General features: G+C 68.7%; 25 protein-coding genes and 1 tRNA gene. 9 read left to right on the forward strand and 17 right to left on the reverse strand.

Annotated elements, in window-relative coordinates:
- Window positions 1–76: 76 nt before the first annotated feature.
- Both CLV49_RS00475 and CLV49_RS00480 read right to left on the reverse strand, forming a co-directional pair.
- Window positions 77–1,777: a CBM35 domain-containing protein gene (locus CLV49_RS00475; protein ID WP_243696490.1), complete on the reverse strand. Its 1,701-nt coding sequence runs from the start codon at window positions 1,775–1,777 to the stop codon at window positions 77–79.
- A gap of 262 nt (window positions 1,778–2,039) precedes the next feature.
- Window positions 2,040–2,417 (reverse strand): winged helix-turn-helix transcriptional regulator, encoded by a 378-nt coding sequence (locus tag CLV49_RS00480; RefSeq protein ID WP_106561773.1) that lies wholly within the window; start codon window positions 2,415–2,417, stop codon window positions 2,040–2,042.
- An 89-nt stretch (window positions 2,418–2,506) separates the two neighbouring features.
- Here CLV49_RS00480 and CLV49_RS00485 point away from each other — a divergent pair, with 89 nt between their 5' ends.
- Window positions 2,507–2,905: a nuclear transport factor 2 family protein gene (locus CLV49_RS00485; protein WP_106561774.1), complete on the forward strand. Its 399-nt coding sequence runs from the start codon at window positions 2,507–2,509 to the stop codon at window positions 2,903–2,905.
- Window positions 2,906–3,048: 143 nt separating this feature from the next.
- Here CLV49_RS00485 and CLV49_RS00490 read toward each other — a convergent pair.
- From CLV49_RS00490 to galU, 4 genes are all read right to left on the reverse strand, one after another.
- A tRNA-Ala gene (locus CLV49_RS00490) sits at window positions 3,049–3,124 on the reverse strand.
- Window positions 3,125–3,404: 280 nt separating this feature from the next.
- On the reverse strand, window positions 3,405–4,346 hold the full coding sequence (locus tag CLV49_RS00495) for a hypothetical protein (RefSeq protein WP_106561775.1): 942 nt from the start codon (window positions 4,344–4,346) through the stop codon (window positions 3,405–3,407).
- A gap of 140 nt (window positions 4,347–4,486) precedes the next feature.
- Complete coding sequence (locus CLV49_RS00500) at window positions 4,487–5,149, reverse strand: GNAT family N-acetyltransferase (RefSeq protein WP_106561776.1); 663 nt, start codon at window positions 5,147–5,149, stop codon at window positions 4,487–4,489.
- Window positions 5,150–5,185: 36 nt separating this feature from the next.
- Window positions 5,186–6,079, reverse strand: a complete 894-nt coding sequence (galU, locus tag CLV49_RS00505) for a UTP--glucose-1-phosphate uridylyltransferase GalU (protein WP_106561777.1) — start codon at window positions 6,077–6,079, stop codon at window positions 5,186–5,188.
- 85 nt (window positions 6,080–6,164) lie between these two features.
- On the opposite strand from galU, the gene CLV49_RS00510 reads away from it, so the two are divergent.
- From CLV49_RS00510 to mscL, 3 genes are read left to right on the forward strand one after another with little or no spacing between them, the layout of a single operon-like run.
- A complete protein-coding gene (locus tag CLV49_RS00510) occupies window positions 6,165–6,743 on the forward strand; it encodes a 5-formyltetrahydrofolate cyclo-ligase (RefSeq protein WP_106561778.1) in 579 nt (192 codons plus the stop codon).
- A gap of 20 nt (window positions 6,744–6,763) precedes the next feature.
- Window positions 6,764–7,171: an FmdB family zinc ribbon protein gene (locus CLV49_RS00515; protein WP_106561779.1), complete on the forward strand. Its 408-nt coding sequence runs from the start codon at window positions 6,764–6,766 to the stop codon at window positions 7,169–7,171.
- 52 nt (window positions 7,172–7,223) lie between these two features.
- Entirely contained in the window at window positions 7,224–7,649 is a 426-nt protein-coding gene (mscL, locus tag CLV49_RS00520; RefSeq protein WP_106561780.1) for a large conductance mechanosensitive channel protein MscL, read from the forward strand.
- Here the strand turns inward: mscL and CLV49_RS00525 are convergent.
- The 10 genes from CLV49_RS00525 to CLV49_RS00570 all read right to left on the reverse strand — a co-directional run bounded on the left by CLV49_RS00525 (window position 7,646) and on the right by CLV49_RS00570 (window position 18,599).
- Entirely contained in the window at window positions 7,646–8,482 is an 837-nt protein-coding gene (locus CLV49_RS00525; protein ID WP_106561781.1) for a methyltransferase domain-containing protein, read from the reverse strand. The two genes, mscL and CLV49_RS00525, sit on opposite strands and share 4 nt — an antisense overlap.
- 83 nt (window positions 8,483–8,565) lie before the next feature.
- Window positions 8,566–8,727 (reverse strand): hypothetical protein, encoded by a 162-nt coding sequence (locus CLV49_RS18400; RefSeq protein ID WP_166426839.1) that lies wholly within the window; start codon window positions 8,725–8,727, stop codon window positions 8,566–8,568.
- Between the two features lie 55 nt (window positions 8,728–8,782).
- Window positions 8,783–12,508 (reverse strand): AAA family ATPase, encoded by a 3,726-nt coding sequence (locus CLV49_RS00535; protein WP_243696489.1) that lies wholly within the window; start codon window positions 12,506–12,508, stop codon window positions 8,783–8,785.
- Between the two features lie 124 nt (window positions 12,509–12,632).
- Window positions 12,633–13,442 carry a ComEA family DNA-binding protein gene (locus CLV49_RS00540; protein WP_106561784.1) on the reverse strand — a complete coding sequence of 270 codons (810 nt, stop codon included), beginning with the start codon at window positions 13,440–13,442 and terminating at the stop codon, window positions 12,633–12,635.
- On the reverse strand, window positions 13,439–13,936 hold the full coding sequence (locus tag CLV49_RS00545) for a hypothetical protein (protein ID WP_106561785.1): 498 nt from the start codon (window positions 13,934–13,936) through the stop codon (window positions 13,439–13,441). The genes CLV49_RS00540 and CLV49_RS00545 overlap by 4 nt, the downstream gene beginning before the upstream one ends.
- Window positions 13,933–14,643: a 4Fe-4S single cluster domain-containing protein gene (locus CLV49_RS00550; RefSeq protein WP_106561786.1), complete on the reverse strand. Its 711-nt coding sequence runs from the start codon at window positions 14,641–14,643 to the stop codon at window positions 13,933–13,935. Before CLV49_RS00550 ends, CLV49_RS00545 begins: the two co-directional genes overlap by 4 nt.
- Window positions 14,627–14,848 carry a DUF2997 domain-containing protein gene (locus CLV49_RS00555; protein WP_106561787.1) on the reverse strand — a complete coding sequence of 74 codons (222 nt, stop codon included), beginning with the start codon at window positions 14,846–14,848 and terminating at the stop codon, window positions 14,627–14,629. Before CLV49_RS00555 ends, CLV49_RS00550 begins: the two co-directional genes overlap by 17 nt.
- Before the next feature lie 49 nt (window positions 14,849–14,897).
- Complete coding sequence (locus tag CLV49_RS00560; RefSeq protein WP_106561788.1) at window positions 14,898–16,532, reverse strand: AAA family ATPase; 1,635 nt, start codon at window positions 16,530–16,532, stop codon at window positions 14,898–14,900.
- The gene (locus CLV49_RS00565; protein ID WP_106561789.1) at window positions 16,533–17,390 is read right to left on the reverse strand and encodes a hypothetical protein; all 858 of its coding nucleotides are present in this window, start codon (window positions 17,388–17,390) and stop codon (window positions 16,533–16,535) included. It abuts the gene before it with no gap.
- Between the two features lie 150 nt (window positions 17,391–17,540).
- Entirely contained in the window at window positions 17,541–18,599 is a 1,059-nt protein-coding gene (locus CLV49_RS00570; RefSeq protein WP_106564795.1) for an LLM class flavin-dependent oxidoreductase, read from the reverse strand.
- A 206-nt stretch (window positions 18,600–18,805) separates the two neighbouring features.
- Between CLV49_RS00570 and CLV49_RS00575 the strand changes: the two genes are divergently transcribed.
- The 5 genes from CLV49_RS00575 to CLV49_RS00595 all read left to right on the forward strand — a co-directional run bounded on the left by CLV49_RS00575 (window position 18,806) and on the right by CLV49_RS00595 (window position 23,769).
- A complete protein-coding gene (locus tag CLV49_RS00575; RefSeq protein ID WP_106561790.1) occupies window positions 18,806–19,969 on the forward strand; it encodes a glycosyltransferase family 4 protein in 1,164 nt (387 codons plus the stop codon).
- A gap of 118 nt (window positions 19,970–20,087) precedes the next feature.
- Window positions 20,088–20,504, forward strand: a complete 417-nt coding sequence (locus CLV49_RS00580) for a GNAT family acetyltransferase (protein WP_106561791.1) — start codon at window positions 20,088–20,090, stop codon at window positions 20,502–20,504.
- 281 nt (window positions 20,505–20,785) lie between these two features.
- A complete protein-coding gene (locus CLV49_RS00585; protein WP_106564796.1) occupies window positions 20,786–22,450 on the forward strand; it encodes an MDR family MFS transporter in 1,665 nt (554 codons plus the stop codon).
- Window positions 22,451–22,452: 2 nt separating this feature from the next.
- On the forward strand, window positions 22,453–22,965 hold the full coding sequence (locus tag CLV49_RS00590; protein ID WP_106561792.1) for a MarR family winged helix-turn-helix transcriptional regulator: 513 nt from the start codon (window positions 22,453–22,455) through the stop codon (window positions 22,963–22,965).
- Between the two features lie 12 nt (window positions 22,966–22,977).
- Window positions 22,978–23,769, forward strand: coding sequence for a hypothetical protein (locus tag CLV49_RS00595; protein WP_106561793.1), 792 nt, complete (start codon window positions 22,978–22,980; stop codon window positions 23,767–23,769).
- Here the strand turns inward: CLV49_RS00595 and CLV49_RS00600 are convergent.
- A complete protein-coding gene (locus CLV49_RS00600; protein ID WP_106561794.1) occupies window positions 23,762–24,184 on the reverse strand; it encodes a hypothetical protein in 423 nt (140 codons plus the stop codon). The two genes, CLV49_RS00595 and CLV49_RS00600, sit on opposite strands and share 8 nt — an antisense overlap.
- Window positions 24,185–24,199 lie beyond the last annotated feature (15 nt).

Consider the following 24,199-nt stretch of genomic DNA (forward strand, 5'->3'; position numbering starts at 1 on the left):
GGTGAACGGATTCCGCGCCGACGAGGGAGGGCCGCGCGTGCGACCCTCCCTCCCGGCTAGCGAACGACCGCGCCCGTCAGCGCGTGACGGAGATCGAATCGATCTCGGCGAACCCCGTTCCTCCCGCGAAGAAGGGCGAGCCCTTCGCGAGCCGGATGGTGTTGAATCCGGCCTTCAGGGAGACCGAGGTCGTCACCGAGTTGGCGAACTGTCCCCAGGCGCCGGTCGGCGGGTAGGAGATCGTCGACCAGGCGCCGCCGTTGTAGGCGAGTCCCTGCGTGGAGGTGGCTCCCGTTCCGTTCGCGTACCGGATGGCCAGCGAGTACGTGCCGGCGCTCGGCACGTTCACCGTGAAGTCGACGAAGCTCTGCGAGCGCATGTCCGCCGAGCCGTCGATGCCGCCGACGTATCCGCCGTTCGACGCCGACGTCGAGGTACGACGTTGGGCGTTCACGACGGTCGCGTTCTCCGCCTCGTACACCTGCTGGTAGGCGGTCGTCGGACCGTTCACCGGCGTGATGAGGGCCTGATAGCTCTGGCGCGCGTCCATGTTGCTCACGGGGATCGTCACGGAGCCGTTCACCACCGGGAGCGTCTGCGTCGACAGGGTCGTCGGAGCGGAGACGTTCGTCTGACGGCCCGAGCCGGGAACCGAGGAGAGCACCACCTTGACCGTGCTCCCGAAACCGGTGAGCCGATCCACCCGGACGGTGTTGTTGCCGTAGTCGCCGCCGAAGACGACGTTGGCGATCTTCCTCGTGCCGTCGAGGGACGCAATGCCGTCCAGGTCGCCGTCGGCCGTGACCGGCAGCATGTTGCCAGCCATCTCGCCGTACCACTTGTACATCCAGTACGACGCCGTCGGCTGGCCGTTGTACAGCAGCCCGTTCATCGTGCCTGCCTCGAACCAGTACGCACGCTCGGCATCGTTGACCCCGGTGCGTTCGAACTGCGCGATGTAGTGGAGGGCGGCGCTCGGAACATCGACCTGGTCCGGCCACGCGTACTCATTGATGGAGATCGGTCGCGGAGAGATGCCGAGGCTCCGCTCGAGCGCCCGGTAGTCCGCCACATGCTCGTCGATGTTCTGCCAACCCTGCGACAGCTCGTGCCACACGATGACGTCGGGAAGCGTGTTCGTGGCCTTCGCGTTCTCGAGGAAGGATCGCATGAAGGTGGGGTTGTAGATGGTGGTTCCCGGTCCGATGATCGGGGTCACGGTGTCCTTGGCGCGGATCGCCCGGTAGGTGCGGGTCCAGCCGTCGTTGTAGGGGCCGGCCTTCTCGGTGTCCCACGTCCCGTCGGGTTCGTTCCAGATCTCCCAGCCGTTGATGTTCGTCGTCGACGTCGCCGCCAGGCGATCGTCCACCATCTTGTTCACCTTCTGGAGCCAGTCGTCCCAGCTCACCCAGCGGTACGGGAAGTCCGGGTAGATATCGGGCATCCGGATGTACTGCTGACCACCCGTCGCGATGACCGTCGACGCGACCTTGAGGGCGTCTCCCGCCGGGGTCGTGGCGCCGTTGCCGAGCTGCTGCACCCCGGGCGGCGGCTGGGTGTGCTGCCGCAGGCTGAGCGGCTGCAGGATCGACGCGGACGGCGTCGACGCGTCGGAGATGCCGTACAGGCCACCCGCCGCGACGTGCGTCACGGGACGCAGGACCGCTCCGGCATCGACGACCAGGGTGTGGTCCGCGGCATACGCCGCGGGCCCGGGGACGAGCAGCGCCGCGGTCACAGCGCCGATCATCGCGATTCCGGGCAGTGTGGTCTTCATTCTCACAAGTGCTCCCTTGCATTGTGTCTTCACCCGTCGACGGGTGCCGCGGAACTGCAGCGACCCCCGGCAGGAAGCGGTGGATCACCACCGCAGGCGCGTTGACCGCCGTCGCACCGTCCTGCCGACGTGGTTGAGAACGCTGTCCCCGACCACTGTCGAACCGGTTCGACAGTGAACCGGTTCGATGACTCTACGCGGGACGGCCGCGCGGAGCAACCATCACCGGGTTCGGCGCCGGAGAGTGTCGCTCCGGTCACCCTCAGGACGAGAGGATCTGCTCGTCGGCCGCGGCGTCGAACCGATCCTGCGCATCGAGCACGTCCTCCACGTGGGACTCCGCCCACCTCTGCAACGCGCTGAGCGGCTCGTGGAGGGTGCGACCCAGATCGGTCAGGTCGTAACGGACATGCCCGTCTCCGTGGGCGGATCGCCCGATCATGCCGTCACGCTCGAGCGCGCGGAGGGTGTCGCTCAGGACCTTCTTCGCGATTCCCTGCACCTCGCGATGGAGCTCGCCGAATCGCATGGGCCTCTCGTGCAGGAGAATGACGACCATGGCCGTCCACTTGTTCGCGATCCGCGCCAAGGACTGTCTCGAGGGACACTGCGCGGAGAAGACCGTCCATTCAGGGGTCACGTGCTCCTCCTCGATGGTGACGTTGAAGTAACCGCGGCTGCCTCGGCACTCTGGACTCTCAGGCTATCGACGAGAACCGGAGGACGAATATGTCGGCGATTGATGTGGTGGGAAAGTACGGCGCCGCTGTGGCGTCCGGAGACATGGAAGCGCTGGCGGCCACGCTGACGGCGGACGTCGTGTGGCATCAGCCCGGCGCGAATCAGCTCTCGGGCGACGTGGTCGGCCCCGAGGCTGTCCTGGCCCACCTCGGACGGTTCATGAAACTCAGCCGTGGCACCTTCTCGCTGGAGACGGAGTCGGCCACAGAGAGCGGCGTCCTCGTCGCCACGACCGTGCGCTTCACGGCCCGGCGCGAGGGAGCGGACGACCTCGATCAGCACGGCGTCGACGTGTTCCGCGTCGAGGGCGACCGGATCGCGGAGATCTGGCTCATCAGCGAGGACCAGGTGGGCGAGGATCGGTTCTGGGGAGTTGCACCGGCCTGAGCCGACGATGAATCGCTGCGCGCCGCATCGGCGCCGCATCGAGGTGGAGAGCAGAACAGCCCGGCCGATGGCCGGGCTGTTCTGCGTTGCTTCGCGCGTATCGCGACGCGGTCATCGCGAAGAATATTCGCAACTCATCACAGTGGTGGACCTAGGGGGATTCGAACCCCCGACCTCTTCATTGCGAACGAAGCGCGCTACCAACTGCGCCATAGGCCCAAGTGCCTGAACAGGCTATCACGATCGAAACGGCCGTCCGGACGGCCGTCCGCGGTCCGGCCGAACCTGCCCTGCGGTGCCCCATCCGGTGTCCCCGCGCCGTGGACAGCGCGCCGCGTTCCGGACATGTGAGGGGTGAGGGCGACCACGAGGGGGATTCACCATGGAATCACCCCGTCCACCACCCGGTCGCCTGTCGAAGGCGAAACAGCCGCTGCGAGCCGTGCTCGCGACTGAACCCGAGCCCGCCGTCTCATCCGAGGAGCGATCCGGAAGAGCGTCAGCCCGCCATCCGGCGGCGACGCACCAGATCGTTCGCGGCGATCTCCGCCTCATCGATGACGCCCATGCGGGCGAAGCGCGAGTCGACGGCGGGAGCGTCCTCGACGGCGGCCGGCGCCGCGGCGGAGGTGGCCGCAGGGGCCTCGCGTGCCGGCAACGTCGCGATCGGCGGCGCGAGCTCGGCTGCACGCTGCGCCATCGCCTCGGCGAGGGCCGCAGCACGCAGTCGTTCGTGCGCCTCGGCCTCGGCGATCGCAGACGCGGCCGCAGATCCCTGGGAGAGGTGGAGCGGACGCGGCAGCGGCACCGGTGTCCACGTGGAATCCGGCACCACATCCGCCTCGTACTCGACGAGGGCCGAGCTCTGCGGAGTGCTCGCGGAGAGAGGAGCGGAGACGGCGACTCGCGAGACTCGGCGCGTGACCCGGGCCATGCGTCCGAGGAGAGCGATACAGGAGACGGAGGATGCCGCGGCCGCGGCGAGGATTCCCCACGTACCCGCCGTGGCGAACTGCATGCCGCCGACACCGGCGACGACGAGCGAGGCGAGGAGGACGATCGTCGTTGCGAGGCGCGCGCGACGACGCGATCGAGCGAGCGCAGCAGCCGTTGCTTCGGCGGAGAGCCGGCGGGACTCGGCCTTGAGCTTCCGTGCGAGGGCCTCGGCTTCGGCCTTCGCGATCGCGGCCTGCTCGAGTCGGTGCTTCTTCAGCACACGCTGCTGCTCGGCGACCGAACGCGACGTGGCTTCCACCCGGATCTCCTGCGGCACCTCGGAGGTCTCGGCGAGGATGCGGAGCGTCTGCTGCAGCCGGACGGCGTTCCGCTCGGTCGCGATGAACTCGCTGCGGCGGCGCCACGTGGGGATGAGGTAGAGCATCCAGAGCGCAGCGGCTATCGCGAAGACGACACCACCACTCAGAACTCCACCACCGGCCATGTCCCTAAGGTAAGGGTTGAAGGTTCGCGAACCCTGGTGGTTGCATGGGTGTGTTGCGGCGTACGGCCCTCGACTGAGGGCTATAGCTCGGGGCCGAGGGCGCCCGGTGCAGGTGGCGCCGTCGCTCGGGAGTAGCCCTCTCAGTCGGTGTAGGTGGTGAGGGGGTGGGCGGCGGCCTCGAGGTCGGCCGCAGGGATCACGCAGGCGTCGGCCGGCACCCGGCCCTCCTTCCAGCGGGCGAGCACTCCCCCTGGCACCTCCTCGCGCACGAGCGCGAAGCAGAAGTGATCGGCCCACGAGCCGTTGATGTGGATGAACCGCCGGCGGAGCCCCTCGTAGCGGAAGCCGAGCTTCTCGACCACGCGGAGGCTCGGCGCGTTCTCGGGGCGGATGCAGATCTCCATGCGGTGGAGTCCCATCGAGAAGAACACGTGGTCGGTCGCGAGCGCCACGGACGTCGGGGTGATGCCGTATCCCGCGAAGCGTTCGCTCACCCAGTAGCCGAGAGTCGCGCTCGAGACCGAGCCGTAGACGATGCCCGACACGTTCAACTGACCGGCGATCTCACCCTGGTGCTCCATGACGAAAGGAAGTCCGGTGCCCTGACGCGCCTGCACCAGGAGCGAGCGGATGCTGCCCCGCATGTCCCAGGCACTGAGCGGCCCGTAGGGGTTGGTCGCCTCCCACTTCCGCAACCAGCGTCGGTTCTCCATGAGTTCGCGTTCCACGACCTTCGCGTCGCGCAGACGGATCGAGCGCAGGGAGATGTCACCGTCGCGAAGGACGGGAATGGGAGCCGCCATGGCAGTCCTTCCGCCGGGCGGAGCCCGGCCGGCCGTTCAGTCGAGGTTGGCCGCGAAGTCCTTGAGCCACGGGCCGAGGTCGGCGCCGAGGTCCTCACGGTCGAGCGCGAGCTGCACGATGGCCTTGATGTAGTCGAGGCGGTCGCCCGTGTCGTAGCGACGGCCGCGGAAGATCACACCGTACACGCCTCCGGCGATCTCGTCGTCCGCGGCGAGCACCTGCAATGCGTCGGTGAGCTGGATCTCGTTGCCCTTGCCCGGCTCGGTCTTCTCGAGGACCTCGAACACCTCGGGCTTCAGCACGTAGCGGCCGATGATCGCGAGGTTGGACGGAGCGTCCTCCTTCGCCGGCTTCTCGACGAGTCCCGTGACCTTAACGACGTCGGGATCGTCCGTCGCCTCGACGGCGGCGGCGCCGTAGAGGTGGATGGAGTCGGGGTCGACCTCGAGGAGCGCGATGATCGTGGCGTTGCGACTCTCCTGCTCGTCGAGCATGCGCGTGAGGAGCTCGTCGCGCTCATCGATGAGGTCGTCTCCGAGGAGGACGGCGAAGGGGTTGTCTCCCACGTGGCTCTTCGCCCGGAGGACGGCGTGACCGAGTCCCTTCGGGTCGCCCTGGCGCAGGAAGTGGATGTCGGCGAGGTCCGTCGACTCCATGACGCGGGCGAGCTTCTTCTCGTCGCCCTTGGCGAGGAGATTGTGCTCCAGTTCGGCCACGCGGTCGAAGTGGTTCGCGATCATGTTCTTGTTCCGGCCGATGATCATGAGCACATCGTCGAGCCCAGCCGCGACGGCCTCTTCGACCACGTACTGGATCGCCGGCTTGTCGACGACCGGCAGCATCTCCTTCGGCATGGCCTTCGTCGCCGGCAGGAAGCGCGTCCCCAGGCCCGCAGCAGGAATGACGGCTTTTTCAACTCTGTGTCCCATTCGCCCAGCGTATCCATAATCGCCTCGAATGCACGTCGCACATAGAGGGGACATGTGGATCGGATGCCCGAACTAGAATGTGCGCATGACGACCGACACGGAGCACCGCAAGCGCGCCCTCCGAGCCGAACTCCGCGAACGCCGGCGCAACCTCACCTCGTCGGAGCACGAACACGCCTCCGCGGGCCTCACCGAGAATCTGCAATCGCTCACCCTCGGGCTCAGTGCCCGGTCGATCGCCTGCTACCTCTCAGCCCCCGACGAACCCGACACCCGCCCGTACCTCGCGTGGGCACGGGCGGAGGGGCTCCGCGTGCTCTTCCCCGTGAGCCGCGAGGACGGCTTGCTCGACTGGACGGTCGGCGAGGACGGCGTCGAACTCGTAGGACTGTTCGGGATGCCGGAGCCGTCAGGGGAGCTCCTCAGCCCGCTCGCCATCAACGACGTCGACCTGATCCTGGTGCCCGCCGCCGCGATCGGTCGCGACGGCATGCGGATGGGCTGGGGCAAGGGCTACTTCGACAAGACCCTCGGGTCGATGGAGAAGTGCCCGCCCGTGTACGCGGTGGTCTACGACACCGAACTGATCGACGACGTCCCCAGCGAACGGCACGACCAGCCCGTCGACGGCGTCGTCACACCAGACCGCATCATCGAATTCTGACCCACCCCGAGAAAGACAGCATGCCCACCTACGCTTACCGCTGCGCCGATTGCGGAAACGCCTTCGACCAGTACCAGTCGTTCAGCGACGACGCCCTCACCGAGTGCCCGGCGTGCGGAGGTCGCCTCCGCAAGGTGTTCGGCTCGATCGGTGTCACCTTCAACGGCAGCGGCTTCTACCGCACGGACTCGCGCTCCGGATCCTCCTCGAGCAGCCCGGCCACCCCGGGCTCCTCGTCCGACTCCGCGTCGTCGTCGTCGGACTCGTCGTCCGGCTCATCCGGCTCGGGGTCGGGGTCGTCCGGTTCGGGATCGTCCGGTTCGGGATCGTCTGGGTCCGGGTCCTCCGGGTCGGGTTCATCGGGCGCCGCGAGCTCCGGCTCGTCGGGATCGTCGTCCGGCACGGGATCGGCCGCAGCAGCACACTGATCGCCGTCCGGCGATGAGCACCACCTCAATCAGGGAACGAGGGAGCACGCACATGATCAAGGGTTTCAAGGAGTTCATCCTCCGTGGGAACGTCATCGACCTCGCGGTCGCCGTCGTCATCGGCGCGGCCTTCACGGCGGTGGTGACCTCCATCGTCGACAACCTGTTCAACCCCATCATCAGCGCGCTCTTCAACGCGGAGAGCCTCAACAAGGCGCTCCCCCTCGCGATCCCGACGGTGAGCGGCGGATCCTCGACCATCTACTTCGGTGCGATCATCGGCGCGATCCTCAACTTCCTCATCATCGCGGCCGTCGTCTACTTCGTCTTCGTGCTGCCGATCAACACGCTCAAGAAGCGCGCTGACGCCCTCCTGGCGAAGAACAAGCCGGCAGGCGATAACGAGGCGCCCCTGGCACCGACCGAGGTCGAGCTGCTCGCCGAGATCCGCGATCTGCTCGCGAAGCGCGAGGTCTAGTTCGCCGACGCGCCTGGAGGGCCGGAATCCTCCGGCACGGTGCCTCTGACCGCCCAGGCTCGAGCCGTCATCGGGACCGAACCGTCCGGCGCGGTGGGGACGTTGCTCCGCACCGCCTCGCGGAGGGCGTCGACTGAAGCGCGCTCGAGCGTGGCGAGATATGTCGGAGCAGATCCCTGCTCCCCCAGGATCGGCTGCCAATAGTCATCGAAGTCGCGGAAGACCATGTCGATGACGATCGGTTCGACGACCACGTTCTCGAGATCGGCCTCACGGAATCGTCGAGCCAGTTCGTCCGGCATCCAGGTGGCGAAGCGGCGGCCTTCGTGCAGACGTCGAGCGACGGGGTCCAGGAGGATCGCCGTGTCCCAGAAGTATCGGATCGCCGCCATCTCGCCGGAGTAGTCCCAGATGTAGCCGGCGACGGTCCCACCCGGCCGTGTGACCCTCCGGGCTTCGAGCAGTGCTGCAGCCGCGTCCGGCACGAAGTTGAGGACGAGGCCGGACACGGTGACGTCGACCGAGGAGTCGGGAAGATCGATGTGTTCGGCGTCACCGACCGAGAAATCGGCAGCCGGGTCGGTGACGCGCGACCGCGAGTAGGCGAGATACGCCGCCGAGGGATCGCTCGCCCACAGGGACGACGGTTGAGCGGACTGGATGATCTCGTCCGACAGCGCGCCTGTGCCGCACCCGACCTCGGCCCACCGGGAACCGGGCGGCACATCGAGCCACGGGATGAAGTCGTGCGCGATCAGACGGCTCCACCGACCGAGATACGGTTCGTAGCGGTGGGCATCCGACCAGGATTCTGGGGTCAGATTTGGACACATTCGGGCGTGCCTCTCGCGAGTGAAGCCGGATACGCCCGTTCCCTCGCCGCGCGGTGCCAGATGGCGCTTCACTGTACACCCGCTCACCAGTGCGGCGGAACGTCGCCCCAGAGTCGTTCGTCGTTCTCTCCCCGCTTGCCGGTGCGCGCGGGCGGCGCATCGTCACGCGCGGGGATGTCCGGCGACGGATCGGTCCCGGGAACGGGCTCGAGCCGCGCGCGACGTGAGCCGGCCACTCTCGTCACCCGCTGACGTGATCGGGCCTCGCCGGTACCGGGGGCTGGTCCCGTCGACGGGTCGTCAGGATTCGACGACACCCGTGCTCACAACATCGATGACCGGGGCCCCGAGGATGGACAGGATGTTGCGCGCGACGCCCTCGGGGTCGGCGAACAGATCGAAACTGTGCACACGCACGTAGTGCCACCCGAGACGACGCAGCACATCGGGCCGCAGTCGCAGCGACTCCCGCAGCGACTCGAGACCCACCTCGGGGTCCGATTCGATGGCGACGGCCTTCGCGCCGAAGGCCGCGACGAGGGCGATCGACCCGCGGTATCCGATCTCCACGTTGAGGCCGTGGCGGTAGAGCCGCTCGGCGAGGTCGATGAGCATCGGCTGCGCACCGTCGGTGTCGGGCGGACGCGGGTCGCGACGCGGCGGCTCGCGCAGGATCTGGGCGAGCGCCACGATGCCGTGCTGCATGCGCTCGGGGTCGATGTCGTCCGGACGGATGCACGACACGATCACCATCGACCGACGAGCGCGCGTCATGCCGACGGCGAGCAACCGGTCGCCACCGGGGCGACCGAGCGCTCCGAAGGTCGAGAGCACGCGACCGTGCGGCGTCACGCCGTAGCCGAGCGAGAAGATCACCCGGTCGCGACTCTCCGCTTCCGATTGCTCGAGCGTGAGGACGGTGAACGGCTCAGCCCTTTCGCGCAGGATGAAGTCGGACAGATCGCTGCGGCGCGAGAACGCGTTCAGGACCGCCTGCTGCACGCGGACAGCGTGCTTCTCGCTCGCGGTGACCACCATGAGCGACTCACGCGGACGGTTCGTCGCGTGCTCGAGCACGAGGCTCACGACGCGAGCGACCTCGGGGTCGACCGACTCCACCGTGCCGGTGAGCGGGTCGGGCATACCGTGGCCGTTCGCGACGTAGTCGAGGGTGAGCGACCCGTGGCCGAGGAAAGATCCGGCCCACGGCAGCGAGTCGATCTCGCCGCCGTAGAAGCGCTGGTTGACGAGTTCCGCGAGGTCTTCGCCGCCGGCGCGGTAGCTCCGTGTGAGCTGGAGACCCGGCAGGAGCGCTCCGAGCTGCGCGAAGGCCGAGCGGGAGGCGAGCTCGTCGACGTCGACGTCCTCGTCGACGTGCCGCTCCGCCTCGTCGGGTGAACCGACGGCGATCTCGAAGGGCGTGGGGCTCTGCGTGACCGGGTCGCCGAAGACGACGACCTGCTTCGCCCGCCTGATCGCTCCGACGTTCTCGGAGAGGAGGGTCGCTCCCCCGTCCAGGAGGAAGACGGCGTCGAAGCGCAGGGAGTCCGGGAGAGCGGGGACGTCGTACGGCGACATCGCCCAGATCGGCGACAACGAACGCGCGAGGTGCGGAGCCGCAGCCTCGACGTCGGCCGGTGAGATGACGCCGTCGCCGCGGAGGAGGGTCCGCAACGCGTGCGCCTCGTCCGGCCAGTCGACGAGGCCGATCTTCCACATATCGGCGAGCATCCCCGCGAGGATTCCTCCGGACGCCGAGGCGTGCGCCTCGTCGACGAGACGGAAGTCGGCCTCCAGGCGGTCGATGACCTGGGTGTTCGCCCCGAGGAGTGCCTTGTCGTTCCCGAGAGCGTTCTCGAGCACGGACTGCCACCAGGCGAGCTCGAGCTCGTCGGCGACGAGGCGCTCGGGGACGTGCCGGCTCGACAGGTCGACGAGGAGATCGTCGAGGCCCTTCTCGCGCAGTTCGGCGATGAGGGTCGTGCGCTCCTGCAGGTTGTCCATGACCTGGGACTCGGCGGCGAGACCGGACATCATCCGGACGAGTTCCTTGACGGGCGCGGCGACGAGCCGATCGGCGGCATCCTCGCGCCCGAGCGGCGCGTCCAACTGACCGAGGTCCGCGACGACCCGCTGATAGGCGACCTGCACGTCGGCGATGCCAAGCGGCACCTCCGGCGTCACTCCGGCATCCACGTAGCGCTGCCAGAGGATGCGCTGCTGCTGCACACGGCGGAGGGCGGCGTTCAGGTCCGAGATGTGCACCCCTGGACGCACGTACTCCTTGGCGAGCCTCTTGAGCCGTCGGCGATTCGCCGAGGACATGCCGGGCGACTCGCGACGCGAGTCGGTGGCGGCGATGAGCTCCGAGAGCGAGCGGTCGAAGACGGACGGCTGGAACTTGTCGAGCGTCTCGCGCACGTCGAGCAGCAGCCGAAGGTAGATGCCGAGCTCCTCGAGCGTCTCGAAGGGGCGCATGCGCGTCTGGCCGATGAGTTCGTAGCCGCGCTCGAGCAACCGGGGCAGCTCGCTGCGGTTGAGCTTCTTCGCGAGTTCGTGGGTCGCCTTCGCGTCCGCGGTGGTGGCGAAGTGCGCGCCGTACCACGGCGAGTCGCCCGGGCCGTACTGGAACTCTCCGAGCGCTGCTGCGTGCGCGAGGGCTCGAGCGGTCTCCTCGCGCCCCTGGGCGAGCCGTGCGATGGAGTGCATGTCGAGGCGCGCAGTCGTGGACGGCGGTTCCGCCTTGTTCGCGAGCGCGGTGAGGGCGTCGAGCGCATCGACGACGGACACGCCGAGCAGGTGGTCGATCGACACGAGCGACGAACGGTAGTCGATGAGCACCTTGCGCAGACGCACGAGGGCGTCGTCCACGTCGGAGACGCGCGGGGCCTTGGCCTTCTCGTTGCGCGAGATGGCGGTGACGAGATCCCGCCTCAGCGTGGAGGGGTGTGCCGCGAGCCCCGGCAGTCCGACGCCGGTGAAGCGGTGACGCATGCCGTCGAGGCTCGACCGGCGCGGGCTCACCACGAGCACACGCTTGTGCTTCGAGACGAGCTCGCCGAGCGCGTTCACGATCGTCTGCGTTCCGCCGGTGCCCGGGAGCGTCCGGACGACGATCGACTGACCGGCGACGATCTGAGCGATGACGTTCTCCTGCTCGGAGTCGGCGTCGAGCAGCAGGGTGTCCGTGGTGGGAGGGCGTTCGTCCTGCGGCACCGGGTCGACGGGCGAGCTCATGCCCTCGATGAGGCGACGCGATCCGGGGTTGCCCGCGAGCGCGTCGAGCACGGGGTGGTCGAGCGTGCGGGCGTCCTGGATGAGACCGGCGCTCACGTCGGCGAACGACGACACGACGAGTCGCGGCTGCACGTTGAACCAGTCGAGGTGGGACGTGAGCCCGCGCAGCCGATCGATCACAGGCTGCGGCTTGAACACGTCGCCGGCGTGAGCGAGAGCCTCGAACGCCGTCGCATCGAGCGTGATGCCGAACTGCTCGCGCAGCGCCCGAGCCAGCTCGGGGTTGAGAACCGTGGTGCCGGTGAGCTTGAGTTCGAAGTCGCTGCCGTAGCGCCGGATGGCGAGGGGACGGAGGAGGACGGGCGCGCAGTGATCGGCGCCCTCGAAGCGCCAGTGGGCGAGGCCGACCGCCAGGTGCACCGCGTCGATGCCGCGGACGCTGCGGAGCTCGATGCCCTTCGCCGTGATGAGGTCGGCGGAGACCTTCGCGCGACGGAGGGCGACCTCGTCGCGGATGAGGTTCGAGAGCAAGGTGGACTTACCCGTGATGAACTGCGGCAGTCCCCCGGGGTGCGTCGCGCTCAGTTCGATCGCGGTGTGCGCGGCGTCCACGAAGTGGAGGAGTGGAGACCGCCCGCCGACCTGCGCGAGCTCCTCGCGCCACTGGTCGCGCGTACGATCCGCGACGTTCGCGACGGTCACCGTGGGATCCCCGAGGGTGAGGTCGTGCGGCTGTGTGCTGTTCGGGCCCAGGACGTCACCTCCGGCGGCGCTCTCGGTCTCGAGCACGCCGTCATCGTTTCGTCGATCTAGCCTCCACACACCGCCACAATAGGCGCGTTCCCGGGCAAAACCCGGTATTCAGCGCCGATACGTGCCCGATCGGATGTCGATCGTGCACCGGGACCTTCCGTCAGAGGTCGACACGTCGTCCGAAAGACCGGGGGCGACGCGGCTTCGGCGAGCATTCGAGGGCGGGGCCGAGGCGCACGACCTCGTGCGGCTGGAGGCCGGCGACGGCCCCGAACTGCTCGACCGAACTGAACCCGCCGAGACGCTCCCGCTCTCGTATCGCGGCCTTCGCGCGCTGTCGTGTGAATCCGGGCAGCGACTGGAGATCCCTCTGCGTCGCGGTGTTCACATCGACGGGCGTGGCGGGCAGCGCGCCCTCCCGCGCGCCCCGCGAGGACGTGCGACGCCGCGAGGACGCGGGTCGCGAGGACGCGGGTCGTGCGGGCGCGGGCGAGGCGTCTGCGAGGTAGTCGGATCGGTCCGTGCCGGAGGCGTCGAGCAGTCCGACGGCCTCGGGAGGGAGCGACCGCGAGGACCGGCCGGCCGACACCCCGGCCGGCCGACGCCGTGGAGTTCCGCGCCCGAGGAGTCGCACTCCGCGCTCCATTCGGCTCCAGAGTGTCGTCTGCCACAACCTGTTGGCTGAGATGCCGTGCGCGATGCCGACCACCCAGAGGACACCACCGAGCACGACGCTCCAGACGCCGAGCGCATCCGTCGTCTCGATCGCGACCGTGGCGACGAAGTACGCGACGGCCGCGCCGATCCACAGGGGGCGGAGGACGGCGAAGCCGATGATCGCGAAGCCGAGCCACGTGGTGACCCCGTTCGGCATGAGGACGAACACGAGCCAGAGGCTCGTGAGGACGAGCCATCGGAAGGAGGGACCGTCCGGCCCTCCCCACCGCCCGTTCGCCGACGCGCTCGTCACGCGTCCTGGCGCACGTTGAGCACCATCGTGACCGTGGCGTCGTCGTCACGCGTCTCGGAGACGAGTTCGAAGCCGGCCGAGTCGGCCTGCGCACGGATCCGTGCGGCCACCGCCGACTGCACACGGCCGGCGTACGCCCCGTCGAGCCGGGTGAGGATGTCGCCGGCGATCCCCTCGTCGACGGCGAGGCCGTCTGTGCGTTCGAAGTGCGCCTCCCAGACGTCGTCATCGGTGAGCGTCATCGTCAGGCGATGATCGTCGACGACGGCCGAGACCTCGGCAGCGCCCACCGAGACGTCGACGGCGCCGAGGTCTTCGAGTGCGAGTCCGAGCAGTCCGCGGTCCTTCATGCGGGTGCGGACGCTCACAGCGGTGGCCGGTCCGTCGCCCGCTCCCGCGTCGTTCTTTGCGCGGAACGCGGCCGTGAGGCCGGTCCCGCCGGCGAGCGACGCCGCCGCGAGAGCGACGGGGATGAGGAGGATCGTGACACTCATCGGTTCTTCTCCTTCCGGAGCGGGCCGTCGGCACGCACTCCGAGATCGTCGAGCAGGGCGGCGAGGGCCGCGTCGTCGGCCCAGCCGTTGACGGCGACGGCTCCGGTTGGGTCGATGCGGATCTCGACCCGATCGAGCCCGCCGCCCGACTCGATGGCGGCGACGGCGTCGGCGTATGCGGGGGTCAGGGCCGTGATCCCCTGGTTGCTCGACCCGAGCCAGGGCCGACCGGGGTCGGGTCGATCGCGCAGGAACGGGCCGTCCACGAGGAGGTCGGTCGCGTCGAGGAGGCGCGCGATGTCGTCACGCCCGGACGACCACGTCCGCAGTGCGTCGAGCGTGTAGCCGGTGAAGGTCATGACCGTGAGGCCCTCGCGGCGGACGCTCTCCGCGACCTCGGCGAGCGCCTCCGCCTGGTCGAACGGTTCACCCCCGAGGAGCGTGATCCCCTCGGCTCCCGCCGCGGCGGTCTCGGTCGTGAAGCGGGCGGCGAGCTCGGACGTGGTGTCGAGCCGCGCCCCCGTCTCGGCCCACAGGTGCGGGTTGAAGCAACCGGGGCATCGGACGGAACAGCCCTGCACCCAGAGAGCCGACCGCAGGCCGGGGCCCTCCGCGCGCGTAGAGGAGAGGAACCGGGACCAGCGCAGCGTCTCCCCCGACCGGCGCTCCGGTTCCGGCCGCGCGAGCAGCTCAGCGACCGAGCGCATCGCGGTCCTCCGCCACCACGTCGGTCGACTGCTCTGCGGTGGTGCGGTAGTAGTCGTCGGTGAACGCCGACTCGGTCGTCTGCGCTTCGAGGATGTGCTCGAGCACGGCGATGTAGTCGAGGCATTCCGCCCCCTGCATGCCCACCGTCTCGGCGGTCACCGTTCCATCGCGTCGCACCTGGACGACGAGTTGCTTCTCGGTCATGTGTCCGTCTCCGTTCCGAATTGATCGTGCGCGGGGGTCGTGTCGTGCATCAGAAGTCGACCGTGCGTCCGCCGCGTCGCCTGGCGAGGTCCGCTCCCGTGGCGGGGACTCCCGCGGTCGTGTCCTCCGCGGGATCGGCGTCCTCGCTTCCCGTGGCGCGGACGGCGCGGAGCGCGGCCCAGCTGCGGATGTCGGCCACCTCCTCCGACTGCGTGACCGCGAGGGGGATCATCGAGGTGACCGCCTTCTCGAGGTCGTCGACGGTCACCGTCCGTCCGCCCGCGAAGGCCTCGTACATCGCGACGACCACCGCCTGCTCGATCTCGGCTCCCGAGTAGTCCTCGGACGCCGACGTGAGCCGTTCGATCACGGCCTCGTCGGAGGCGAGGGCCCCGAGGCCGTTGGCCGGTGTGGTCTGCGATGCCAGCTGGATGCGCCAGATGGCGTCTCTCTCCTGGGCCGTCGGGAGGTCGACGAAGAAGATCTCGTCGAAACGTCCCTTCCGCAGGAACTCGGGAGGCAGCGCGTCGATGTTGTTCGCCGTTGCGACGACGAAGACCGGCTTGCTCTTCTCCTGCATCCACGTGAGGAAGTACCCGAAGACCCGGGCAGTGGTACCGGAATCACCGGAGCCCGTGGTGTTCGAGAATCCCTTCTCGATCTCGTCGACCCAGAGGATGCAGGGCGCGACGGCCTCTGCCGTGGCGATCGCCGTGCGCAGGTTCTGCTCGCTCGAGCCCACTAGGCCCGCGAAGATCTTGCCGATGTCGAGGCGGAGGAGCGGGATGTCCCATGAGGCGGCCGTGGCCTTCGCCGTGAGCGACTTCCCACAGCCGGGCACTCCCGTGATGAGCACTCCCTTCGGCGCGGGAAGTCCGAATGCCTCTGCCTCGGCGAGCCAGGACCCGTCGCGCCGCGACAACCACCGCTTGAGGTTGTTGAGACCGCCGACCTGGTCGAGGTCGATGCCGTTGTCCACGAAGTCGAGGAGCCCGGCCTTGCGCACGGTCTGCCGCTTCTCGTCGAGGATGATGTCGATGTCGTCGGAGGAGAGCGCTCCGTCGTCGACCATCGCCCGCGCGAACGCGTTCTCCGCCTCGGCCATCGTGAGCCCGAGCGCTGCCTGGACCATCTTCTCGCGGTCGCCCGCCGAGGCCTTCACTCGGATCCGGCCGTCCCCCGACGTGTTGTTGTCGATCATGGTGTCGAGCAGCCACGAGAGGTCGGCGCGATCCGGCAGCGGGAACTCGACGAGGTTCGTGAGCTTGTCGAGCTCCGGAGGGATCGTGCGCACCGGCGCGGTCACGATGAGCGCCCGGCCGAGGTCGCCGTGCCGGAACTCGAGGACGGCCTCGCGCACCTTGCGGATGATGGCCGGGTCCCCCGGGCGCCCTTCCGAACCGAAGTAGGCGTGGAGGTCGCAGAAGACGAAGACGGCGTTCTCGGCGACGGTCTGGGCGTGCTCGAGCGCGCGGGACGGGTTCGTCGTGTTCGCGATGATCTTCGACTCCGGCGATACGAGGCCCGTCGCGGACGACCACGTCCACACCTGGCGGGGATGCCGCAGCTCGCCGGCCGCCCGCCCGATCTCTTGGATGACGCGCTCCTCCTCGCTCGTCTCGATGTAGAGGAGAGGGAGCCTCGCCTTGAACGCCTGGTCGAGGGTCTTCGTGAAGTCGGCCATCTACGGGGTCTCCTGCTCGGTGGGTGTGTCGGTGGAGGTCGGGGACGGCTCGCTCGGCGGCGTCGTCGAGGGCGTGTCATCGACCGTCGGGTCGATGTCCACGACCCAGGCTCCACGATCGGCCGACGACTCGATACTGAGAACGACGACGTCGGACGGAGTCCACGACTGCCTCTCTCGCAGGGGGTCGCTCTCGATGAAGAGGGACTCCTCGCCGGTCTCACGCGTGTAGGCGGTGACGAAGAAGATGCCCTCTCCGACGAACTCGAAGAGCGCGCTCGCGGCGGATCCGCGGTAGACGAGGAGCTTGTTGCCCTTCCCCGAGACCACATCGGTGATCTCCTCCGCGGTGAGAGGCTCGATCCGGAGCTGCCACGGGCCCTCCACCTGAACCCAGAGTTCGAGCGTCCCCTCATAGGGAAACACGACGGACGGGAGATCGGGCTGCGGATAGCCCACCCGCAATGGCCACTCGCGATCGTCGACGGCCAGATCCGGGTCGATGTCGCCGCTCTCCGTCATGGACAGCCGCACGTTCGCGTCGGAGAGCTGGGTGACCTGGAGCGGATCCGTCGTGACGTCGTCGATACGGATCACCGCGTTGCCGTCGCCGGCGTACACGTTTCCGTCGACGGGCTGCACCTCCGGGAGGTTCGCGTCCTCCCAGGGGTAGTCGCTGTAGCCGTAGCCGCCCTCCGTGTCCCGGAGCGCGCCGGTCTGCGGGTCCCACTCGAGGCGAGCGAAAGTGGAGAACGCGATCAGCGCCATCACGATCGCGCCGACGGTCCAGGCTCCGGCGGAGAAGCGCCCGATGGCGCGGCGAGCGCCGTCGGAACGGATGGGCTGACCGGAGCTCACGCGATCATCTCCCCCCGACGGTCGATCGAGCGCCCGTCGCGGCGATCACGGGCGCACGTTCACCCTATCGACACGCCGGGACGCCCCTCGATGGGGACCGCTCCCCACTCCTGGGGTGGAGTGGGGAGCGGTCGGTGCAGGCGCGCGTGCTCAGGAGGTGACGAGCGCGCCCTCCTGTGCGAGGAGTTCGCGGACGCGCGGAGCGACCTGCGTTCCGTAGAGGTCGATGCTGTGCATGAGGTTCTCGTGCGGCATCGTGCCGTTCGCGTACTTGAGGTCGAAGCGGTCGAGCTCGAGGATCGACGCGGTGCGCGCGATCTTCCGCGCCACGGTCTCGGGCGAGCCCACGTACAGCGAGCCCTCCGGCGCGGCCTCGGCCTCGAAGCGGTCGCGCGTGATGGGCGGCCATCCGCGGTCGCGGCCGATGCGGTCGAGCAGCACGCGATAGTGCGGCCACAGCTCCTCGCGCGCCTGCTCGTCGGTGTCGGACACGTGACCCGGCGAGTGCACGCCCACGGGGGGAAGCGGGTTGCCGAACTGCTCGAGCGCCTGTTTGTAGAGCTTCACGAAGGGTGCGAAGCGGTGCGGCTCCCCTCCGATGATGGCCAGCATGAGCGGAAGGCCGTAGTGCGCGGCACGCACGACGGACTCGGGGCTTCCGCCCACACCGATCCACGTCTTCAGGAGGCCGTTCTCGATAGGCGGGTAGACCGACTGGTTCGACAGCGGCGCGCGGGTGTTGCCCTGCCACGTGATGGGCTTCTGCTTGCGCACCTCGGTGAAGAGCTGCAGCTTCTCCTCGAAGAGCTCCTCGTACTGCGTGAGTTCGAAGCCGAAGAGGGGGAACGACTCGGTGAACGATCCGCGACCGAGGATGACCTCTGCGCGACCGTTGGACACGGCGTCGAGCGTGGCGAAGCGCTGGAACACGCGGATCGGGTCGTCGGAGCTGAGCACCGTCACCGCGGTGCCGAGGTGGATGTCCTCCGTCTGCGCGGCGATCGCCGCGAGGAGCACCTCGGGGGCCGAGACGGCGAAGTCCTCGCGGTGGTGCTCACCGATGCCGAAGTACGCGAGGCCCACGCGGTCGGCGAGCTTCGCCTGCTCCACGAGGTTGCGGAGCACCTGCGCGTGCGGCAGGAGTTCGCCCTGCGCATCGACGCTCACGTCCCCGAAGGTGTCGAGTCCGAGTTCGAGGGTCTTCGTCATGTCGAGCCGTCCGTCCTGTTCCGTCTGTACCGGTGCCTGCTGCGATCCATTCACCTGAATGTATCTGTCGATCGGGTCAACGGTCGATTCCCCCACCGTATTCCCGCCCGAGCGCAGGCGCTCGCGTCATGCTCTCGTCACGCCGGCTTCACCTCGCGTCTTCCTCGCGCTCACCGTCCGGTTCCCGCCGGGAGAGACCATCGAGTATGCGGATCGCGATGGTCGCCGAATCCTTCCTCCCCCACATGAACGGGGTGACACACTCGCTGTTGCGCGTGATGGAGCACCTCACCGAACGCGGCGACGAGATGATCGTCATCGCCGCCCGGAGCGGACGCCTCACTCCGGCGGAGCACGCGGGCGTGCGCGTCGATCAGGTCCCGTCGTTCACGCTCCCCCGGTATCCGAGCGTGCGCGTGGCGCCCGGCGGGTCGCGCCGCTTGATGAACACGCTCGAGCGATTCCAGCCGGACGTGGTCCACCTGGCCTCGCCGTTCGTGCTCGGGTGGCGCGGACTCCTCGCGTCGCAGGCGCTCGGGCTGCCGACCGTCGCGGTGTACCAGACCGAGATCCCGGCCTACGCCGCCCGGTACGGCATCCCCTACGCCGAGGAGCTGCTCTGGCAGCACGTCGACCGCATCCACACCGGGTCGACGCTGACTCTCGCCCCGTCGAGCTCCGCGATCCGGCAGCTCGAGGAGCGGAACATCGACCGGGTGCGACTCTGGGTGCGCGGCGTCGACTCCGAGAGGTTCGATCCGTCGAAGCGCTCGGAGTCGTGGCGACGGACGGTGGCGCCGAACGGCGAGCGCATCGTCGGCTACGTCGGCCGGCTCGCCGCCGAGAAGCAGCTCGAGGATCTCGCGGCGCTCTCGTCGGTCCCCGGCACGCGCCTCGTGATCGTCGGTGACGGCCCCCTCGGTCCGGCACTCCGGCGGCAGCTGCCGGACGCGCACTTCGCGGGCTTCCTCGGTGGGGACGAGCTCGCGATGGCCATGGCGAGCTTCGACGTTTTCGTGCACCCCGGCGAGTCCGAGACCTTCTGCCAGACGATCCAGGAGGCGATGGCGTCGGGCGTTCCGGTCGTCGCGACGGGACGCGGCGGCCCCCTCGACCTCGTCGACTCGAGCCGCACCGGGTGGCTCTACACCCCCGGGAACCTCGAGGAGATGGCGTCGCACGTCCGCGACCTCGTGGGCGACGACGGGAAGCGCGCAGCGTTCGGCCGCGCCGCTCGCGAGGCCGTGCGGACGCGCACATGGAAGAGCGTGACGGGCGCCCTCGTCGGCCACTACAGCGACGCGATCGAACTCGCCTCCGGCACAGCCCCCCTCCGCGTGCCCCGCCGTCGCCGCACCGGTCGCCCCTAACCCAGAGGGCTACTCCCGACCCACGGCTACAGGTGCACCTGTAGCCCTCGACAGGTATCTGCCGCCCTCGACGCCCGCCCGGCGCAGCCTCGGAGTCGACGAGTGATTGACTGATCCGATGGAGATCAGGTCCTTCCGCCCGTCCGACACCGAGGCCGTCGTCGCTCTGTGGCACGCGTGCGAGCTCACCCGACCGTGGAACGATCCTCACCGCGACATCGAGCGGAAGCTCACCGTGCAGCCGGACCTCTTCCTCGTCGGGACGGTGGACGACGAACCGATCGCGAGCCTCATGGCCGGCTACGACGGCCACCGCGGCTGGCTCAACTACCTCGCGGTCGCACCCGACCACCGCGGCACGGGATTCGGGCGGGCTCTCGTGCGCGAGGCTGAGGTGCGGCTCGAGGCACTCGGCTGCCCGAAGATCAACCTGCAGGTGCGGGCGGGGAACGATGCAGCTCTCGGCTTCTACGCGTCGCTCGGCTACGAGCCCGACGGCTCGATCAGCATGGGCCGACGCATCATCCCGGACTGACGCGCCAGCAGCACCCTCCGACGCAGTCGACCGGAGCGACAGGTTCGGCCGAGCGCTACGGGAACTCCTTTCGTGCTCGGCTGAACGTGTCGCGGTCGGCGGACCCAGCGCGCCGTGCGGACCTCCGTCGGTGCACCAGATACGTGACGAAGGTGTATAGTTGACCGTTGCCAACTATTACCGGGAGTCACATGTCACGCCACGAGGATGCGCGGAAGCGCAGCACGAACACACCTGATACCGCCGCCACAGCGGTCGCCGAGGGGTCGCCAGACGGCTCGATGAGCCACCGCCAGGTGCTCCAGGCTCTCTCCGGTCTGCTCCTCGGCATGTTCGTGTCGATCCTCGCGGGAACCGTCGTCTCGACGTCGCTCCCGCTCATCATCTCGGAGCTCAAGGGCGACCAGTCGGCCTACACCTGGGTGGTCACGGCGACCCTCCTCGCCACGACGGTGTCCACGCCGCTGTGGGGGAAGTTCGCCGACCTCTTCAACCGCAAGCTGCTCATCCAGCTCGCCCTCGGGCTCTTCGTGCTGGGCTCGGCCGCAGCCGGCTTCGCTCAGAACACCGACTGGCTCATCGTCTTCCGCGTCTTCCAGGGTCTCGGCGGCGGCGGTCTCGCGGCGCTCAGCCAGATCATCATGGCCGACATCATCAGCCCGCGAGAGCGCGGGCGTTACGCCGGCCTCTTCGGCGGCGTGATGGCCGTCGGCACCGTCGGCGGCCCGCTGCTCGGAGGCCTCATCACGGACGCGTTCGGGTGGCGGTGGAACTTCTTCGTCGCTCTCCCGGTGGCGATCGTGGCGATCATGCTCATCCAGTCGACGCTCCACCTGCCGAAGCGCGCCAAGCGCAAGGTCACCATCGACTACGCGGGCGCCGTCCTCATCGCCGGTGGCGTCTCCCTCTTCCTCATCTGGCTGTCGATGGCCGGCAAGCAGTTCGACTGGATGTCGCTCGAGACGCTCATCATGGTCACGGGAGCCGTCGTGCTCCTCGCCGCCGCGGTCATCGTCGAGCTCAAGGCCGCCGAGCCGATCATCCCCCTCTCGATGTTCCGCAACCGCACCTTCACCCTCGCGGTCATCGCGAGCATCTCCGTGGGCGTCTCGATGTTCGGCACCGCCGTCTTCCTCGCCCAGTACATGCAGCTCGCGCGTGGCGCGACGCCCACCCAGTCGGGCCTCCTCACCATCCCGATGATGGCCGGACTGCTCATCGCGTCCGCGTTCTTCGGCTCCCTCATCAGCAAGCGCGGACGGTGGAAGGCGATCATGGTCACCGGCGGTGTCCTCGCCGTGGTGGGCACCTCCCTCCTCAGCACCCTGCACTACGACACCCCGTTCGTCCTCGTCGCGATCTACATGTTCGTGCTCGGAGCGGGTATCGGCATGCTCATGCAGAACCTCGTCCTCGTCGTGCAGAACTCGATCGAGGTGCGGAACCTCGGCGTCGCCACGAGCGCCGTCACGTTCTTCCGCAGCCTCGGAGGCACCGTGGGTGTGTCCGCTCTCGGATCGATCCTCGGAACCGTCGTCGCCCAGAGCATCAAGGACGGCATCGCCGGCCTGGCCCCCGAGCAGCAGGCCGTCGCGGCGCAGGCCCTCGCGGGCGGCACCATCCCGCAGGTGAATCAGCTGCCCGAGGCGATCCGTGTGGTCGTCGAGAGCGCCTACGGCACCGGTGTCGGACAGGTCTTCCTCTACAGCGTGCCGCTCGCGGTCATCACCCTCATCGCTGTCGCGTTCCTCCCGAACGCGCGGCTCGGTACGATGAACGCGGTGCAGCGACACGGCGCTGCACAGGAGACCGAGCTGGAGACCGAGCTCGAAGTGGCGGAGGACCGACTCATCAGCACGTCGACCGCCGCCGTCGCCCTCCCTCCCGTGGGTCTCTCCCACCCGGACGAGCGCGGGCGGCGCGACGCCGACGGCGGGGACCGGTAGCGATGACGTCCACCGGGGTCGACGGCGGCGCGCGGCGTGGCGAGAACGAAACGCCCTCTCCCCTCCACGAGGTCGAGGAGCAGATGGGCATCCTCGCCGCGAAGATCCGCACGAGCATCCGCGACGCGGCCGCGGCCGTCGACCCCGCACTCCAGCCGTTCGGCCTCAAGCTGCTCCGCATCGTCGAGCGCCTCGGCCCGATTCACGCGGGTGCCGCGGCCGAGATGCTCGCCGTCGACCGCACAGCCATCAGCCGTCAGTCGCGGCAGCTCGAGGACCTCGGCCTCGTCTCCACACGCTCAGACCCCGAGGACCGCCGGGCGCGATTCATCGAGCTCACAGACGAGGGTCGCGCGCGCCTCGGGAACATCGGGCCGACCGGTTTCTCCTCCCTGCAGCGCGTGCTCGGCGAGTGGGACGACGCGGACCTCCACCGTTTCGCCGGCTACCTCGCCCGTTGGATCCACGACTGGGAGGCCCTCGAAGTTGAGGACGGGCGGAACACCCCGGTCTGATTGACTGTGGGCGTGGACCAGGAATTCGTCGCGCCAGAGCCGTCTGAAGAGCCGGAGGGCTTCGAGGTGCTGATGTCGAGTTCCGGGGAGATCCGTTTCCCCAGCGGTATGCCAGACAAAGACAGCGCTGCTGCTTTCCTTGCCGGCGCTGTCGCGCGCCAGCATGAGCTCCTCGATCGATTCGCGGCGTCTCTCCTCTCGCATGACGACGAGGACCGGAGAACCCAGACCGGTCATGACCTCGGGAATGCGATCACGAGCCTTCAGATCGCTGCGGCGATGTTCTCGACTCTCGTGCCGACGAAGGCCGGCTTCGAGCTGATGTCGGAAGGCGACGACCAATCCCCCTTCGCAGACGAGCATGGCGCGTATGACCTCGCTCCCGTCGGCGAGCTCCCGGCCTCCGTCCCGCTGCACATCGAACTGTCACGTGGCGACTATGACGTGCGCGTCCGCGACGCACAGGTGTACAGCACGGGTTTCCTCCTCACGGTCGATGTCCGCTTTCGACGGAGCGACGAACGCGTTGCCCGATGGCTGGACTGGGCGGATTACCGCCTCTCGGGACGGTGGGGATCGAGTCTGACGGACGATGCACGGGACGCCGTCGACTATCCGGCCGGCTGGCGGACGCTTCCGCCTCAGCCGGGGATGACGAGAGGTGAGAGGACCTTCTGGATCGACACGTCCTCCGGCCTACACGACTTCGCGTTCCGACTTCTGGATCCGATGAGCGATTCACTCACCCCGTGGCGTTTCTCGATCGACGCCGTCACTCTCGCGGCGGCCGAGCCCCTCAGCTGACGGATTCGATGAGGTCGAGGAGCGCCTCGCCGTAGGCCTCGGCGGCGTGGTCGCTCGTGAACGAGCGTTCCTCTCCGTCGATGCGCGCGGTCACGGTGTAGATCGTGCGGCCGCGGAGCCCCTCCTGCATGCGCACGAGCGACACGAACGCCCCGCGGAGGAGTTCGCGCAGCTGGTCCTCGCGCGGCAGCCAGAGCGCGTCGTCGAGGGAGACGGAGTCGAGCGCCCACTCCGTGGTGCCGTTGAAGCCGAGGATGGTGCCGCTCGGGTAGTGCTGCGGCTCGATCGTCATGTCGCTCACCGTGAAGACGTCGCCCTCGAAGTCCTCCCCCTTGATCTCGAACGCGTCGCCGGACGACGGCGCCCACGTGAGGCCTACGGTGCGGAGTCGGGCGGCGAGCGCTGTGGAGATCATGTGACCATCCTGTCG

This window comes from Labedella gwakjiensis, from assembly GCF_003014675.1.
Taxonomy (GTDB): Bacteria; Actinomycetota; Actinomycetes; order Actinomycetales; family Microbacteriaceae; genus Labedella; species Labedella gwakjiensis.

Excerpts from the sequence above, each read along its gene's own strand:
- CLV49_RS00600 (WP_106561794.1), bottom strand. The coding sequence starts at position 24,184 with ATGATCTCCACAGCGCTCGCCGCCCGACTCCGCACCGTAGGCCTCACG.
- mscL (WP_106561780.1), top strand. The coding sequence starts at position 7,224 with ATGATCAAGGGTTTCAAGGAGTTCATCCTCCGTGGGAACGTCATCGAC.
- CLV49_RS00580 (WP_106561791.1), top strand. The coding sequence starts at position 20,088 with ATGGAGATCAGGTCCTTCCGCCCGTCCGACACCGAGGCCGTCGTCGCT.
- galU (WP_106561777.1), bottom strand. The coding sequence starts at position 6,079 with ATGGGACACAGAGTTGAAAAAGCCGTCATTCCTGCTGCGGGCCTGGGG.
- CLV49_RS00495 (WP_106561775.1), bottom strand. The coding sequence starts at position 4,346 with ATGGCCGGTGGTGGAGTTCTGAGTGGTGGTGTCGTCTTCGCGATAGCC.
- CLV49_RS00475 (WP_243696490.1), bottom strand. The coding sequence starts at position 1,777 with ATGAAGACCACACTGCCCGGAATCGCGATGATCGGCGCTGTGACCGCG.
- CLV49_RS00525 (WP_106561781.1), bottom strand. The coding sequence starts at position 8,482 with ATGTGTCCAAATCTGACCCCAGAATCCTGGTCGGATGCCCACCGCTAC.
- CLV49_RS00545 (WP_106561785.1), bottom strand. The coding sequence starts at position 13,936 with ATGAGTGTCACGATCCTCCTCATCCCCGTCGCTCTCGCGGCGGCGTCG.
- CLV49_RS00585 (WP_106564796.1), top strand. The coding sequence starts at position 20,786 with ATGAGCCACCGCCAGGTGCTCCAGGCTCTCTCCGGTCTGCTCCTCGGC.
- CLV49_RS00510 (WP_106561778.1), top strand. The coding sequence starts at position 6,165 with ATGACGACCGACACGGAGCACCGCAAGCGCGCCCTCCGAGCCGAACTC.
- CLV49_RS00555 (WP_106561787.1), bottom strand. The coding sequence starts at position 14,848 with ATGACCGAGAAGCAACTCGTCGTCCAGGTGCGACGCGATGGAACGGTG.
- CLV49_RS00560 (WP_106561788.1), bottom strand. The coding sequence starts at position 16,532 with ATGGCCGACTTCACGAAGACCCTCGACCAGGCGTTCAAGGCGAGGCTC.
- CLV49_RS00570 (WP_106564795.1), bottom strand. The coding sequence starts at position 18,599 with ATGACGAAGACCCTCGAACTCGGACTCGACACCTTCGGGGACGTGAGC.
- CLV49_RS00550 (WP_106561786.1), bottom strand. The coding sequence starts at position 14,643 with ATGCGCTCGGTCGCTGAGCTGCTCGCGCGGCCGGAACCGGAGCGCCGG.
- CLV49_RS00575 (WP_106561790.1), top strand. The coding sequence starts at position 18,806 with ATGCGGATCGCGATGGTCGCCGAATCCTTCCTCCCCCACATGAACGGG.
- CLV49_RS00485 (WP_106561774.1), top strand. The coding sequence starts at position 2,507 with ATGTCGGCGATTGATGTGGTGGGAAAGTACGGCGCCGCTGTGGCGTCC.
- CLV49_RS00515 (WP_106561779.1), top strand. The coding sequence starts at position 6,764 with ATGCCCACCTACGCTTACCGCTGCGCCGATTGCGGAAACGCCTTCGAC.
- CLV49_RS00500 (WP_106561776.1), bottom strand. The coding sequence starts at position 5,149 with ATGGCGGCTCCCATTCCCGTCCTTCGCGACGGTGACATCTCCCTGCGC.
- CLV49_RS00590 (WP_106561792.1), top strand. The coding sequence starts at position 22,453 with ATGACGTCCACCGGGGTCGACGGCGGCGCGCGGCGTGGCGAGAACGAA.